This window comes from Methylobacterium durans (assembly GCF_003173715.1).
GTDB classification, from domain to species: Bacteria; Pseudomonadota; Alphaproteobacteria; order Rhizobiales; family Beijerinckiaceae; genus Methylobacterium; species Methylobacterium durans.
On the sequence record NZ_CP029550.1, the window covers coordinates 2,768,949 to 2,783,524 of the forward strand.

12 protein-coding genes are annotated in these 14,576 nt (G+C 71.3%); 7 read left to right on the plus strand and 5 right to left on the minus strand.

From position 1 onward, the window contains the following. Positions 1-18 precede the first annotated feature (18 nt). Positions 19-1,065 (minus strand): threonine aldolase family protein, encoded by a 1,047-nt coding sequence (locus tag DK389_RS12735; RefSeq protein ID WP_236960837.1) that lies wholly within the window; start codon positions 1,063-1,065, stop codon positions 19-21. A 202-nt stretch (positions 1,066-1,267) separates the two neighbouring features. Here DK389_RS12735 and DK389_RS12740 point away from each other — a divergent pair, with 202 nt between their 5' ends. Continuing rightward, positions 1,268-4,216 (plus strand): FAD-binding and (Fe-S)-binding domain-containing protein, encoded by a 2,949-nt coding sequence (locus DK389_RS12740; protein WP_109890043.1) that lies wholly within the window; start codon positions 1,268-1,270, stop codon positions 4,214-4,216. Positions 4,217-4,276: 60 nt separating this feature from the next. Further along, the gene (locus DK389_RS12745) at positions 4,277-4,954 is read left to right on the plus strand and encodes a GntR family transcriptional regulator (protein WP_109890045.1); all 678 of its coding nucleotides are present in this window, start codon (positions 4,277-4,279) and stop codon (positions 4,952-4,954) included. Between the two features lie 52 nt (positions 4,955-5,006). Here DK389_RS12745 and DK389_RS12750 read toward each other — a convergent pair whose 3' ends face one another. Next, entirely contained in the window at positions 5,007-5,666 is a 660-nt protein-coding gene (locus DK389_RS12750) for a GntR family transcriptional regulator (protein ID WP_109890047.1), read from the minus strand. 165 nt (positions 5,667-5,831) lie between these two features. Here DK389_RS12750 and dctP point away from each other — a divergent pair, with 165 nt between their 5' ends. Genes dctP through DK389_RS12765 form a run of 3 tightly spaced genes read left to right on the plus strand, consistent with a single transcriptional unit; the run spans position 5,832 to position 8,889 of the window. After that, a complete protein-coding gene (gene dctP, locus DK389_RS12755; protein WP_109890049.1) occupies positions 5,832-6,854 on the plus strand; it encodes a TRAP transporter substrate-binding protein DctP in 1,023 nt (340 codons plus the stop codon). Beyond that, positions 6,851-7,540 (plus strand): TRAP transporter small permease, encoded by a 690-nt coding sequence (locus DK389_RS12760; protein ID WP_109890051.1) that lies wholly within the window; start codon positions 6,851-6,853, stop codon positions 7,538-7,540. The genes dctP and DK389_RS12760 overlap by 4 nt, the downstream gene beginning before the upstream one ends. Beyond that, entirely contained in the window at positions 7,537-8,889 is a 1,353-nt protein-coding gene (locus DK389_RS12765) for a TRAP transporter large permease (RefSeq protein ID WP_109890052.1), read from the plus strand. Before DK389_RS12760 ends, DK389_RS12765 begins: the two co-directional genes overlap by 4 nt. Positions 8,890-8,958: 69 nt before the next feature. Here the strand turns inward: DK389_RS12765 and DK389_RS12770 are convergent, their stop codons facing one another. Together DK389_RS12770 and DK389_RS12775 are read right to left on the minus strand one after the other, a co-directional pair. Further along, positions 8,959-9,756 carry an enoyl-CoA hydratase/isomerase family protein gene (locus DK389_RS12770; protein ID WP_109890054.1) on the minus strand — a complete coding sequence of 266 codons (798 nt, stop codon included), beginning with the start codon at positions 9,754-9,756 and terminating at the stop codon, positions 8,959-8,961. 79 nt (positions 9,757-9,835) lie between these two features. Further along, positions 9,836-11,065, minus strand: a complete 1,230-nt coding sequence (locus tag DK389_RS12775) for a CaiB/BaiF CoA transferase family protein (protein ID WP_109890056.1) — start codon at positions 11,063-11,065, stop codon at positions 9,836-9,838. A 201-nt stretch (positions 11,066-11,266) separates the two neighbouring features. Here DK389_RS12775 and DK389_RS12780 point away from each other — a divergent pair, with 201 nt between their 5' ends. Then, the gene (locus tag DK389_RS12780) at positions 11,267-11,449 is read left to right on the plus strand and encodes a YegP family protein (RefSeq protein ID WP_109890058.1); all 183 of its coding nucleotides are present in this window, start codon (positions 11,267-11,269) and stop codon (positions 11,447-11,449) included. A gap of 85 nt (positions 11,450-11,534) precedes the next feature. Next, the gene (locus DK389_RS12785) at positions 11,535-13,361 is read left to right on the plus strand and encodes an enoyl-CoA hydratase-related protein (RefSeq protein WP_109890060.1); all 1,827 of its coding nucleotides are present in this window, start codon (positions 11,535-11,537) and stop codon (positions 13,359-13,361) included. Positions 13,362-13,589: 228 nt separating this feature from the next. Here DK389_RS12785 and DK389_RS12790 read toward each other — a convergent pair whose 3' ends face one another. Beyond that, positions 13,590-14,570 (minus strand): quinone oxidoreductase family protein, encoded by a 981-nt coding sequence (locus tag DK389_RS12790; RefSeq protein ID WP_109890062.1) that lies wholly within the window; start codon positions 14,568-14,570, stop codon positions 13,590-13,592. Between the last annotated feature and the right edge of the window lie 6 nt (positions 14,571-14,576).

Consider the following 14,576-nt stretch of genomic DNA (forward strand, 5'->3'; position numbering starts at 1 on the left):
CAGATTCGCCGGCGGATCCTATCGCCGCTCGGCGAAGCCCTGCGCCACGGCGCGGATCACCTCGGCCGCCCGCTCCGCGCCCGGCCGGTCGACGTCGAGATGTGTGGTCACGCGGATCTGGAAGGCGCCGATCGCCCGCACCCGCACGTCCTCGGCGAGGCAGCGCTCCGCGAAGGCCGCCGCCGTGACGCCAAGCCCCTCGACCGAGAAGACCAGGATGTTCGATTGACCCGCCGTCGGGTCGAAGGCGAGCCCCGGCAGGTCCCGGACCGCCTCGTGGATGAGGCGCAGGTTCGCGTTGTCGGCGGCGAGTTGCTCGATGTGGTGATCGAGGGCGTAGAGCCCGGCCGCCGCGATCACGCCCGACTGGCGCATGGCGCCGCCGAGCCGGTACTTCCAGCGCCACGCCTCCACCACGAAGTCCTTCGTGCCGCAGAGCACCGCGCCGACCGGGCAGCCGAGGCCCTTGCTGAGGTCGAGCCAGACGCTGTCGAACCCCTTCGCGTACTCGGCCGCCGGGATGCCGGTGGCGACGACGGCGTTGAGCAGGCGCGCCCCGTCGATATGGGCCTTCAGGCCCCGGGCATGGGCGATGTCGCGGATGCGGCGCATGTCGGCGAGGTCCCAGACCGAGCCGCCGCTGAAGCTCGTGGTCTGCTCCACCGAGACCAGGGCCGAACGCGGCGCCGTGCGGGCGGGCGTGCGGATCGCCGCCTCGAACTGCTCCGGCGTGTAGATGCCGGCGGGCGTGCGCAGCGCCGCCACCGAGACGCCGCCGATCGCCGCCGAACCCGCAGCCTCCGTGTTGTAGATGTGGGACTGGTCGTCGACGATGATCTCGTCGCCGGCCCGCGTCTGCACCAGGATCGCCACGAGGTTGCACATCGTGCCCGACGGCATGAAGACCCCGTCCTCCTGTCCGAGGAGCGCGGCCACCCGCTCGCACAGGGCCCGCGTCGTCGGGTCGGAATCCGACTGCTCGTCGCCGACCACGGCGCGGGCCATCGCCTCGCGCATGCCGGGGGTCGGTCGCGTCTGGGTGTCGCTGTAGAGATCGATCGTCACGGGGCTACACTCGTGGTGGCTGTCATCCGATATGCGGTCCCCCGCGCGAGCGGGCGGGCCGACGTCCTAACAAGCGGGCGGCCTGATGCCCAGGGTCGCGACGGCGGCTTTAACCGAATTGAATTTTGTATTACAAATTCAATTCGAGGCAACAAGCCCGCCGGCGTCAGGATCCGGTCCGGCGGGCACACGGGAGGATGGGATGGGAGCGACGCCCGAGCCGGCGACGAGCCAGAGGGCCGCCGCGCGCAACGATGCGGGGCTGACGCGGCGCCTCGCCGAGGCGCTGCAGGGCGAGGTGCGCTTCGATGCCTTCACCCGCGGGCGCTACGCGACCGACGCCTCGATCTACCAGATCGTGCCGGCGGGCGTCGTCTTTCCCCGCAACGGGGCCGACATCGCCGCGACGCTCAAGATCGCGGCAGAGCACGGGGTGCCCGTCATCCTGCGGGGCGGCGGCACCTCGCAGAACGGCCAGCCGATCGGGCGCGGCCTCGTCGTCGATTGCTCACGCCACTTCAACGGGGTGCTGGCCTACGACGCGGAGGGCGGCACCATCACGGTCGAGCCCGGCATGGTGCTGGAGCGCCTGAACACGCGGGTGAAGGCGGACGGCTGGTTCTTCCCCGTCGAGCCCTCGACCGCCACCCGCTGCACCATCGGCGGCATGGCCGGCAACAATTCCTGCGGCGCCCGCTCGCTCCGCTTCGGCAAGATGAGCGACAACGTGCTCGGCATGGAGGCGCTGTTCCACGACGGCGAACCCTTCGGCTTCGGGCTCACCGGCAACGAGGCGAGCGGCGCAACGGGCGGCCCCCGGGCGGAGGATCTTGCCCGGCGGATGCGGGCGCTTGCCGAATCCGAGCGCGCCGAGATCCTGCGCATGTACCCGCAGGTGCAGCGGCGCGTCGGCGGCTACAACCTCGATGCGCTGATCGAGGCGCGCCCGAACCTCGCCCATCTCCTCGTCGGCTCGGAGGGGACGCTGGCCGCGACGACCTCCGTCACCCTGAAGCTCTCGCGGCTGCCGACGCACCGGGTCATGGGGGTCTGCCATTTCCCGTCCTTCCGGGCGGCGATGGAGACCACGAAGGCGATCGTCGACCTGAACCCCGTCGCGGTCGAGCTCGTCGACAACAACGTGCTGGTGCTCGGCGCCGACATCCCCCTCTTCCGCACGACGCTCGCCGACATCACCCGGGGCAAGCCCAACTGCCTGTTGCTCGCCGAGTTCGCCGGGGACGACCGCGACGCGCTGCTGGCCGACCTGAAACGCCTCGACGCCTGCATGGGCGACCACGGCTTCCCCGACGCCGTGGTCGAGGTGCCCGAGCCCGCCCGCCAGAAATCGGTCTGGGAGGTGCGCGAGGCCTGCCTCAACATCATGATGTCGATGAAGGGCGACGCGAAGCCCGTCTCCTTCATCGAGGATTGCGCGGTGCCGCTGGAGCACCTCGCCGACTACACCGACGCGGTCACCGAGGTCTTCACGAAGCACGGCACCCGCGGCACGTGGTACGCCCACGCCTCCGTCGGCTGCCTGCACGTGCGCCCGATCCTCAACATGAAGGAGGGGGAGGACGTCGCGAAGATGCGCGCCATCGCCGAGGAGACCTCGGAGCTGGTGCGCCGCTACAAGGGCTCCTACTCGGGCGAGCACGGCGACGGCATCTCGCGCTCGGAATATGTCGAGCCTCTGTTCGGGTCGCGCCTGACCCGCGCCTTCGAGACGGTGAAGGATTCCTTCGACCCGCAGAACCGCCTCAACCCCGGCAAGATCGTGCGGCCGCTGAAGATGGACGACCGCTCCCTGATGCGCTTCCAGCCTGGCTACGCCGTGAGCCAGCCCCTGCAGACCGCCCTCGACTGGTCGGAATGGGGCGGGTTCGGCGGCGCGGTCGAGATGTGCAACAACAACGGCACCTGCCGGAAGCTCGCGGGCGGGGCGATGTGCCCCTCCTACCGGGCGACGCGCGACGAGCAGCACCTCACCCGCGGCCGGGCGAACTCCCTGCGCCTCGCGATCTCCGGCCAGCTCGGCCCGGAGGCCTTCACCAGCCCCGAGATGAAGCGGACGCTCGATCTCTGCGTCTCCTGCAAGGCCTGCCGCCGGGAATGCCCGACCGGCGTCGACATGGCCAAGATGAAGATCGAGTTCCTGCACCATTACCACGGCCGGCACGGGTTGCCCCTGAAGGAGCGGCTCGTGGCGGAGATGCCCCGCTACGCCGGCATCGCGGCCAAGCTCGCGCCGCTCCTCAACCTGCGCGACCGCTACGCGCCGCTCGCGCGCCTCTCCGAGCGCGTCGCCGGCCTCTCGGCCCGGCGCAGCCTGCCGCGCTGGCGCCGGGCCTGGGCCGAGACCGGCGAGGCCGCCCACCCGCAGGACGTCACGGGGGATTTCCGCGACCTCATCCTGTTCGGCGACACGTTCAACCGGGCCTTCGAGCGGGAGAACCTGGAGGCGGCCGAGCGGGTGCTTGCCGCCGCGGGCTACCGCCTGCACCGGGTCTTCCCGGCAAAGGGCCGCCGGCCGCTCTGTTGCGGGCGCACCTACCTTGCCTCCGGCCAGACCGACCGGGCCCGGGCCGAGGCGCGGCGGACGCTGGAGACGCTGCTCCCCTTCATCCGCGCCGGCGCCCGCGTGGTCGGGCTGGAGCCCTCCTGCCTCCTCACCTTCCGCGACGAGTTCGCCGCCCTGCTGCCCGGCGAGTATGCGGGCGTGCTCGCCCGGAGCAGCTTCCTGTTCGAGGAGCTTCTCGCCGCCGACCTCGCCGCCGGGCGCATCGAGCTGCCGCTCGCCGACCAGGGCGGCCGGGTCGCGCATCTGCACGGGCACTGCCATCAGAAGTCGTTCGGCGTGATGGGCTCGGTCGAGACCGTGCTGCGCCGGGTGCCGGGCCTCGAGGTGCGGCTCATCGAGTCGAGCTGCTGCGGCATGGCGGGCGCCTTCGGCTACGGCGCCGACACGATCGACGTCTCCTTCGCGATGGCCGAGCTCTCCCTGTTCCCGACGCTGCGCAAGGCCGGCCCGGACGATCTCGTCGTCGCCGACGGCACGAGCTGCCGCCACCAGATCCACGATGGGCTCGGGATTCACGCAGAACATGTGGCCCGCGTGCTTGATCGCGCGCTGGTCCCTCGACACTGATTTCGGCGGAGCCTAAACGTAGCGTATGATCTCGACCGTGCTCTCCGACCCAGTTGCCCGATGAATAAAATCGATCCGGGTCTCGGCATCAGCCGGCGCTACCTCCACGACGAGGTCGCCGACCGGATGCGGGAACTCATCCAGTCCGGCGAGATGGAGCCGCGCGCCCGCATCAACGAGGGCGAGCTGACGGAGCGCTTCGGCATCTCGCGCACCCCCTTGCGTGAGGCGATCAAGATCCTGGCGACCGAGGGCCTGCTCGAACTCCTGCCCAACCGCGGCGCGCGCGTCGCCAGCATCTCGCAGGGCGAGATCGAGGAGATGGTCGAGGTCATCGCCGGCCTCGAGGCGACGGCCGCGGAACTTGCCTGCCGCCGCATCACCGACGAGGAGGTCGCGGCGATCGAGGTCGAGCATGCGGCGATGGTCGCGGCCTGGAAGGCGGCGGACGAGGCGGAGTATTTCCGCATCAACCGCAGCATCCACGAAGCGATCATGCAGGCGAGCCGCAACGTCACGTTGTCCGGCATCTACATGAGCCTGTCGGGGCGCATCCAGCGCTCGCGTTACAAGGCGCACCAGACCGCCGAGCAATGGGAGCGGGCGGTCCGCGAGCACGAGCAGATGGTCAATCTCCTCCATGCCCGCGACGGGGCCGGTCTGTCTCCGCTGATGCGCGAGCACATCCGCGGCAAGAAGCAGGTGATCGCCGCGAGCTACGGCGAGGCCGACGGCTGAGGCCGGGCCGGCCGGCTCTCGCGCGGTCGGCTCTCGCGCGGTCGGCTTGGCCTCACGCGGCCGCGTTGTTGATCGAGCGCATGTTCGCCACGAGGTCGGCGAAGCGGTCCCCCTGAACCACCACATGCGCGCGCAGGACCTCCGCGGCCCGCGCCTCGTCGCCTGAGACGATCGCGTCCACGATCGCCGTGTGCTCGGCGAGCGACTGCGTGAGCCGCTGGCGGGCGCGCAGCTGCAGGCGGCGGAACGGGGCGAGGCGGCGGTGGAGCGTGCGGGCCTGCTCGCACAGGAACTCGTTCCGGCAGGCCCGGTAGACCACCGTGTGGAAGACGTAGTTCTCTTGGTAATAGGCCTCGGTGTCGCCGGCCTCGGCGGCGCGGGCGCAGGCCGCGAGCGCCTCCTTCAGGGCCGCCTCGTCCTCCGGCACCAGGCGGCGGGCCGCGAGGCGGCCGCAGGACGCCTCGATCTCCGCCATCGTCTCGAACATCGCCAGCAGGTGCTGCGGCTCCGGCGCGCTCACGATCGTGCCCCGGCGGGGCTTGGTCTCGACGAGACCGGTCATCGCGAGCTGGATCAGGGCCTCGCGGATCGGCGTGCGCGACACCCCGAATCGCTCGGCGAGCTGGACCTCGTCGAGGCGCGCGCCAAGGGGGAGGCGACCGTCGACGATCTCGTCCTCGATCGTCTGTTTGAGGCGCTGGGCCTGGCTCATTGCGGTATCCTCCCGAGCGGCAGCATTTTCCGGCCGCCGCCATTATGCAAGGGAGTTGACAAAATATACAAGTCGGTCTTTTCTGAATACCAGAAGGCGCATTCAGTATAAATATTGCGCTGCACAAGATCGGCGCCGCATCGCGCGCCGCGGGAGAAACACGCCATGCCTCTCACTCGACGCCACATTCTCGCCTCGGGCCTCGCCGCACCCGCCCTCCTCAAGTTCGGTCTCGGCGCCGCGCAGGCGGCCACCACCCTCAAGCTGTCGCACCAGTTCCCGGGCGGCACGATCGACGAGGGCGATTTCCGCGATCGCATGTGCCGCAAGTTCGCCGCGACGATCGCCGAGCGCGCGAAGGGCGCCCTGGAGGTGCAGGTCTATCCGGGCTCGTCGCTGATGAAGACGAACGCCCAGTTCGGCGCGATGCGCAAAGGGGCGCTCGACATGTCGCTCTATCCCTCGCCCTACGCGGGCGGCGAGGTGCCGGAGCTGAACATCGGCCTGATGCCGGCCCTGGTGACCTCCTACGCGCAGGGCGTGGCCTGGAAGAAGGCGCCGGTCGGCCGGAAGCTCACCGAGATCCTCGATTCCAAGGGCATCATCCTCGTCTCCTGGGTCTGGCAGGCGGGCGGCGTCGCGAGCCGCGAGCGGCCGCTCTACGCGCCGGCGGACGCCAAGGGCCTCAAGGTCCGCGGCGGCTCGCGCGAGATGGACCTGATGATGAAGCAGGCGGGCGCGGCCACCCTCTCGATCCCCTCGAACGAATCCTACGCCGCCATGCAGACGGGCGCGTGCGATGCGGTCATCACCTCCTCCACCAGCCTGATCTCGTTCCGCCTGGAGGAACTGGCGAAGGCCCTCACCTCCGGCCGCGAGCGCTCCTACTGGTTCATGCTGGAGCCGATCATGATGTCGAAGATCGTGTTCTCGGGCCTCCCGAAGGACCAGCAGGACCTGATCATGTCGGTCGGCGAGGAGCTCGAGGCCTTCGGGCAGGCCGGTGCCAAGGCCGACGACACCCGGGTCGAGGAGGTCTTCACCAAGGCCGGCGCCAAGGTCCAGAACCTCGACGAGGCGACCATGGGCAAGTGGCGCGAGATCGCCCGCGAGACCGCCTGGAAGGACTACGCCGGCAAGAACGCCAATTGTGCCGAGCTCCTCAAGCTGGCGGAGCAGGTGTCATGAGCCACGCCTTCGACGCGGCCTCCGCCGCCGCCGAAACCCACAGCACCCCGGAGCCCCGCATCCCGGGGCTCCTCGGCACGCTCGATCGGGGCGTCAAATCCGTCAACCACGTGATCATGCTGCTCGGCGGCGTCGCGCTCGTCTGCGCCTGCCTCGTGCTGAGCTACAGCGTGGTCATCCGCTACGTCCTGCACGAGCCGACCGACTGGCAGGACGAGATGGCGGTGTTCCTGATCGTGGGCGCCACCTTCTTCTCCGCCGCTGCCGTCCAGGCCAAGCGCGGCCACGTGGCGATCGAGGCCCTGACCGGCCTCCTCTCGCCGCGGCTGAACCGGGCCCGCCTGCTGATGGCCGACGTCATCAGCTTCGTCTTCGTGGTGTTCTTCGCCTGGAAGAGCTGGTCGCTCCTGCACGAGGCCTGGGTCGACGGGCAGGTCTCGCAATCGACCTGGGGCCCGCCGCTCTGGATCCCCTACTCGCTGATGGCGGTGGGCATGAGCCTGCTCTCCGTGCAGTTCGTCCTGCAGATTGCGGAGGCGATCCTCTACGGCCCCGACAAGGCCGGCTGGGCCAAGCCGAAGATCGGCGTCGGCGCCGACATCAACCGGGACCTGAAGGACCGTCCCGACCTGACGCCGAGCGGCCCCGACGTGATGGGCACGCAGACCACGGGGAGGCACCAATGAGCGTCGCGGCAATCGGCTTCCTCTACGCGGGGGCGACGCTGAGCGTGATGCTCGCGGGCATCCCCATCGCCTTCGCCCTCGGCTTCGTGGCGCTGGCCTTCATGGTCGCGTTCATGCCCGGCTCGTCGCTCGATACCGTGGCGCAGAACGTCTACGAGGAGATGGCCTCGATCACGCTGCTGTCGATCCCGCTCTTCATCCTGAAGGGGGCGGCGATCGGCCGGTCGAAGGCCGGCCAGGACCTCTACTCGGCCATGCACGCCTGGATGCACCGCATCCCCGGGGGCCTCGGCATCGCCAACGTCTTCGCCTGCGCGCTGTTCGCCGCCATGGCGGGTTCGAGCCCGGCCACCTGCTCGGCCATCGGCTCGGCGGGCATCCCGGAGATGCGCAAGCGCGGCTACTCGCCGGGCTTCGCCGCGGGCATCATCGCGGCGGGCGGCACGCTCGGCATCCTGCTGCCGCCCTCGATCACCATGATCCTCTACGCGGTGGCGGCCGAGCAGTCGCTGGGCCGGCTCTTCCTCGCCGGCATCGGGCCGGGCATCCTCCTCGTCGCGCTGTTCGCGGGCTGGGCGGTCTACCGCTTCCGCTCGGAATTCGCGGCGGCGAAGGTCGCCTACGAGCGCAACGGCACCGCCTCGCCGATCCTGGCGGAGGACAAGTACAGCATGCGGGAGCGCTTCTCGACGCTGCCGCGGGTGCTGCCCTTCGTCATCCTGCTCACCGGCGTGATGGTGGCGCTCTACGGCGGCTACGCCACGCCCTCCGAGACGGCCGGCCTCGGCGGCCTGCTGGCCCTCGCCCTGATCGCGGTGATCTACGGCGTCTGGCGCCCGAAGGACGTCAGCCCGATCCTCACGGCGACGCTCCGGGAATCGACGATGCTGATGCTGATCATCGGCATGTCGCTCCTCTACGCCTACGTGATGAGCTACCTCCACATCAGTCAGGCGGCGGCGGCGGCGATCGTCGCCATGCAGCTCTCGCCCTGGCTCCTCCTCGTCACGATCCTGCTTCTTGTGATCGGCCTCGGCTTCTTCCTGCCGCCGGTCTCGATCATCCTGATGACGGCGCCGATCATCCTGCCGCCGCTCAAGGCCGCCGGGTTCGACCTCGTCTGGTTCGGCGTCGTGATGACGATCACCATGGAGATGGGGCTGATCCACCCGCCGGTGGGCCTCAACATCTTCGTCATCAAGAACATCGCCCCCGACATCCCGCTCTCGGACATCATCTGGGGCACGCTGCCCTTCGTGATCCTGATGGCGGTGGCGATCCTGATCCTGTGCCTCGTCCCCGGCATCGCCATGTGGCTGCCCAATACCCTCCTGCCGACGACGCGGTAGCGGGCGCAGGCGGAACGCTTCGCGCGAGCGGCCCGGACCGGATGGTCCGGGCCGTTTGCGTCCGCGGCCCTACCGCCCCGTCCAGTGCGGCGGGCGCTTGGCGAGGAAGGCCTCCATGCCCTCGCGGAAATCCTGGCTCATGTAGCATTGCAGGATCAGGTCCTCGCCCGCGCCCGTATCGCCCTCCTGCAGGCGGCGCAGGCCCTCCTTCGTGGCCTGGAGCGTCAGCGGGGCGTGGCCGGCCAGCAGCGTCGCGAGTTCCGCCGCGCGGCCCTCGAGCGCCTCGGCGTCGGCCACCACCTCGGTGACGAGGCCGACCGCCAGCGCCTCGTCGGCGCCGACGAGGCGGGCGGTGAACAGGATGTCCTTCACCCGCGCCGGGCCGATCAGGGCCGAGAGCCGCTTGAGGTTCCCCTGCGACAGGCAATTGCCGAGGGTCCGCGCGATCGGGAAGCCGAAGCGGGCGTCCTGGGTCGCGATCCGCAGGTCGCAGGCCGCGGCGATGGCGGCGCCGCCGCCCGTGCAGGCTCCGGCGACGGCGGCGATCGTCGGCACGCGCAGGCGCTCCAGGGTGCCGAGCACCCGGTCCATGAAGCGCTCGTAGCCAAGCGCATCCTCGGGCGTCTTGAAGCTGCGGAACTGCGCGATGTCGGTGCCGGCGGCGAAGGCCTTCTCGCCGGCGCCCGTCACGATCAGCGCCTTGACCGTGGGATCCTCCGCCACCTGCCCGCACAGGGTGATCAGCCCCTCGTACATGCCGAAGGTGAGGGCGTTGCGCGCCTGCGGCCGGTTGAGGACGATGCGGGCGATGCCGGCCTCGTCCTTCGTGAACAGGAGTTCCTCGGTGGGGGAGGTCGGGTCGGTCATCGTCGCAGGATCCCTGATTCGCGTCCGCCCTTCGTTGCGCGGAGGGCGGCGTCCGTCGTTGCGGCTGCCGCCCCGCCTATCACGCCTGCGTCTCGCGCACGACGCCGCGCGCGATCAGGTCGTCGATCGCGGCCGCGTCGTAGCCCGCGTCGGCGAGGATCGTGCGGCTGTGCTCGCCCAGCAGCGGGGCGGGCCCGTGGACGCGGCCGGGCGTGGCGGAGAACTTCACCGGCAGGCCGAGGGTCCGCATCCGGCCGGCGCGGGGATGGTCGACCTCGACCACCATCTCGCGGGCGAGGGTCTGCGGGTCGCGGTGCATCGCCGCCACGTCGAGGACGGGGCCGGCCGGCACGCCGCCGGCCTCCAGCCGCGCGAGCCAGTCCGCGGAGGGCGCGGTCCGGAAATGCGGGCCGAGGGCGTCGGCCAGCGCCTCGCGGTTCGCCATCCGGTCCCGGTTCTGCGCGAAGCGCGGGTCGGCGGCGAGGTCCTCCGCCCCGAGGACGGCGAGGAGGCGCAGCCAGTTCGTCTGGTTCGCCGCACCGATCGTGATCCAGCCGTCGGCCGTCTCGAAGGCCTCGTAGGGGGCGTTGAGCGGGTGGGCCGAGCCCATCGGGCCCGGCGCCGCGCCTGTCGCCATACTGATCGCCGATTGCCAGTAGGTCAGCGTGATGCCGGCCTCGAACAGGGAGGTGTCGACGACCTGCCCCTCGCCGGTCTTCAGCTTGTGCGCGTAGGCGGCGAGCACGCCCATGCCCGCCAGGATGCCGGCGGTGATGTCGGTGACCGGCGGGCCGCACTTCATGGGCGGCCGGCCCGGGCCCTCGCCGGTGATGCTCATGAGCCCGCTCATGCCCTGCGCCACGAGGTCGAAGCCCGCCCGCTCGGCATACGGCCCGGAGCGGCCGAAGCCGGACAGGGAGCAGTAGATCAGTCCGGGGAACTCCGCTCTCAGCGTCTCGTAGCCGAGGCCGAGCCGCTCCATCGTGCCGGCCCGGTAATTCTCGATCAGCACGTCGGCCTCCGCGAGGAGCCGGCGCAGGATCGCCTTGCCGTCCTCGCTCTTGAGGTCGAGGGCGATGCCGCGCTTGCCCCGGTTCATCATCATGTAGGCCGCGCTCTCGCCCGCGATGGCCGGCGGCACCGAGCGGCGCGTGTCGTCGCCGCCCTCGATCTTCTCGACCTTGATCACCTCGGCGCCCATGTCGCCGAGCATCAGCCCGCAGACGGGCCCCGCCATGATGTGGGCGAGCTCCACCACCCGCACGCCCGCGAGCGGGCCAGATCTCTGCGGCTTCGTCGTCGCTGTCATCGCGTCTCCGTACGGCCTGCCCCCGCGCCGGTCCGGCCGGGGACGCATCGATCTGGCATGCCATAGCGAGCCGGCGGCAGGGGGCGCAACCGCGGACGGAGCGAGGCCGCGGGAGCGGCGAGAGCCGAACGGCTGGACAGCGCGAGATTGCATCTCTAGGGTTGGAAAAATAACCTAGAGTAAAATTTGGAGACGACCCGCATGAGCACCTGTCGCGGCAGTAACGGCGACACCTGGGAGATCTACCAGTCCGGCGGCCAGTGGCGCTGGCGCCGGACCGCCCGCAACGGCGAACCCGTAGGCGCTTCCACGGAGGCGTACGTGAACAAGAGCGACTGCATCGCCAACGCGCGGCGCAACGGCATGGATTGCGACCCGAAATAGGGCCCATCGCCCTCCGGCCCCGCTACGCCTCCGCCTCCGGCCCGTCCCGTGCTAGGGGCAGGCCGGAGAACCGGATGGAGCCGCCATGGGAAGCCCGAACACCCTCGGAAGCCGGAAGGCCGTCACCGAGCTGCGCCGCGCCGGGGCGATCGCGATCCTCACCCTCGCCTCGCCGCCGGTGAACGCCCTCTCGGAAGCCCTGCGCCTCGGCATCCGGGACGCGGTCGCGGTGGCCGAGGCGGATTCGGAGGTCTCGGCGATCGTGCTGATCGGCGCCGGCCGGATGTTCTGCGGGGGCGCCGACATCACCGAGTTCGGCCGGCCCTGGCAGGGGATCGGCCTCGGCGCGCTCCTCGACGCGGTGGAGGATACGGAGAAGCCGGTCGTCGCCGCGATCCACGGGATGGCTTTGGGCGGCGGCCTCGAACTGGCGCTCGCCTGCCATTACCGGATCGCGACGCCCGCCGCCCGGCTCGGCCAGCCCGAGGTGAAGCTCGGCCTCGTGCCGGGCGCGGGCGGGACGCAGCGCCTGCCCCGCCTGATCGGCACCGAGAAGGCCCTGGCCATGATCGTCTCGGGCGAGCCCGTCGACGGGCCCGCCGCCCGCGACCTCGGCCTCGTCGACGCGATCGCCCCGGAGGATCGCTTGGAGGCGGAGGCGGTGGCGTTCGCTGAGCGGCTCCTCGCGGAGGGGCAGGGGCCCCGCCGCGTGCGCGAGGACGACAGCCGCCTGGAGCCCGGCCGCCTCGGCCTGTTCGCGGCGGCGCGGGAGGAGGCGGCGCGCCGCTATCGCGGCTTCGAGGCGCCGCAGGCCTGCATCGCCTGCGTCGAGGCTGCCGGCACGCTCCCCTTCGCGGAGGCGCTCGCCTTCGAGGAGCGCACCTTCTTCGCGCTGATGAGGAGCGCGCAATCGATCGCGCAGCGCCACGCCTTCTTCGCCGAGCGCGAGGCGGCCAAGATCCCGGATCTGCCGGCGGCGACGCCGAAGCGGCCGGTGCGGCAGGTCGCGCTCGTCGGCTCGGATCTCGCGGGGGCCGGGTCCTCCGGGGCGGCGGAGGGCCCGGCCGCGCGCCTCGCCGCGATCCTCTCGCAGGACGCCGGGCTGACGGTTCTGCGCGCCGCGGGAGCGGCCCCGCCCGATCTCGCGAGCTGCGATCTCGTCCTCGCGGCGCGGATGCGGGACCTCGCGCCCCTCGACGCGGGCCCGGAGGCGATCCGCGCCGTCGCGGCCGACGCCCCCGATCCCGCCGCCCTCGCGGCCGGATCGGGGGCGGAGCGGGTGCTCGGGCTTCACCCCGGCGCAGCCTTGCCCGGTGCCCGCCTCCTCGAGATCCTGCGCGGCCCGGCCACGGCGCCGGACGTGCTCGCCACCGCGCTGGGCCTCGCGCGGGGCCTCGGCCGGGTCGCGGTGGTGACGCGGGGCGGCTTCATCGGCCCGCGCATGCTCGGGCGCCTGCGGCAGGAGGCCGGCCGCCTCGTCCGCGAGGGCGCGAGCCCGGAGCAGGTCGCGCGCGTCCTGACGGAATTCGGGCTCGCGGCCGCCCCGCTCGGGCTCGGCGCCGTAGCGCCGGACGGCGAGCCGGTCGCCGGACACCACCGCCGGGCCGTCTCGGACGACGAGATCCTGGAGCGCTGCCTCGACACCCTGGTCGATGCGGGCGCGCGGATCCTGGAGGCGGGCGAGGCCCTGCGCGCCTCGGACATCGACGTGGTCTGGCTCGCGGGCTACGGCTGGCCGGCCTACCGGGGCGGCCCGATGCACGGGGCGGACGCGCAGGGACTCCCCGCCCTGCGGGACCGCCTGCGCGCCCGCGCGGACAGCCACGGACCCGACCACGCGCCCTCGTCCCTCATCGAGCGCCTCGCCGCGGAGGGTGGCCGCTTCGCCGACCTCGACCGAAGGCCGGGGTAGGGCGGGCGCGACGCGATCCAGATCCGGCCCGGCAGAACCCGCAGGGGACGGCCTTGTCGTCCGTACGGGGCTCGCGCGACGAGGTCCGCGTCCTCGCAGGCGGATCGCCGGCCCCGAACGGCCGACGCTGGCCGAGGGCGGACCGGCGGTCTTCGGGCGAGCGACCGGGGCACGCGGTGCGTCGGCAGGTGGAACGTCCGTGCGCGCAAGCCCGCCTGGAACGCCGACCTACGGCGTGATCAGGATGGCGCCGCCGATCCGACGCTCCTCGGCGGCGCGGTGGGCCTCCACGATCTCCTCGAGGGAGAAGCGTCCTCCGATGTCGACGGTGACGTGGCCTCGGGCGATGGCGTCGAACAGGTCGGCCGCATTGGCGCGGAACGTCGCCGCATCGGCATTGTGGGGGAAGACGGAGGGTCGTGTCAGGAAGAGACACCCCTTCTTGTTGAGGAGCTCGGGGTCCACCGCTGGAGCCTTGCCGGACGAGGCGCCGTAACAGACGACGAGGCCGAACGGCGCCGCGCAATCGAGGGACCTGATCAGGGTGTCCTTGCCGACGGCATCGTAGACGACGCGGGCCTTTCGGCCCCCGGTCGCTGCCAGGAAGGCTTGCGGCCAATCCGGGTCGTTGAGGTCGACGACATCCACGCAGCCGGCCGCGAGCGCCGCCTCGCGCTTTCGTGGCGAGCCCGTGGTCCCCACCACCGTCGCGCCCAGCGCCGTCGCCCAACGGGTCAAGATCTGCCCGACACCGCCGGCGGCCGAGTGCACGAGCAAGAGGTCGTTCGCCTGCACCGCGTGCGTCTTGCGCAGCAGGTACTGGGCCGTCATGCCCTTGAAGAGGAGGGTCGCCGCAGCCGCGTCGCTGACCGTGTCAGGCAGTGCGACAAGCTTGTCGGCCGGCACGTTGCGAAGGTCCGTATAGGCGCCGACGCCGGCGTTCATGTAGGCGACCCTGTCGCCCGTCCGGATGCCCGTGACGCCGGCGCCGAGCGCGTCGACGACGCCCGCCGCCTCGAAGCCCAAGCCGGTCGGCAGCGGGAGCGGATAGATCCCCTTGCGTTGGTAGATGTCGATGAAGTTGAAGCCGATGGCGGAGTGCCTGACCCGCACCTCGCCCGGCATCGGTACCGGAAGCTCCTCCGACACGACCGACATCACGTCCGGCCGGCCAAATTCGGCGAGGGTGACAACGCGTCTTGAGGTCATGCGAGG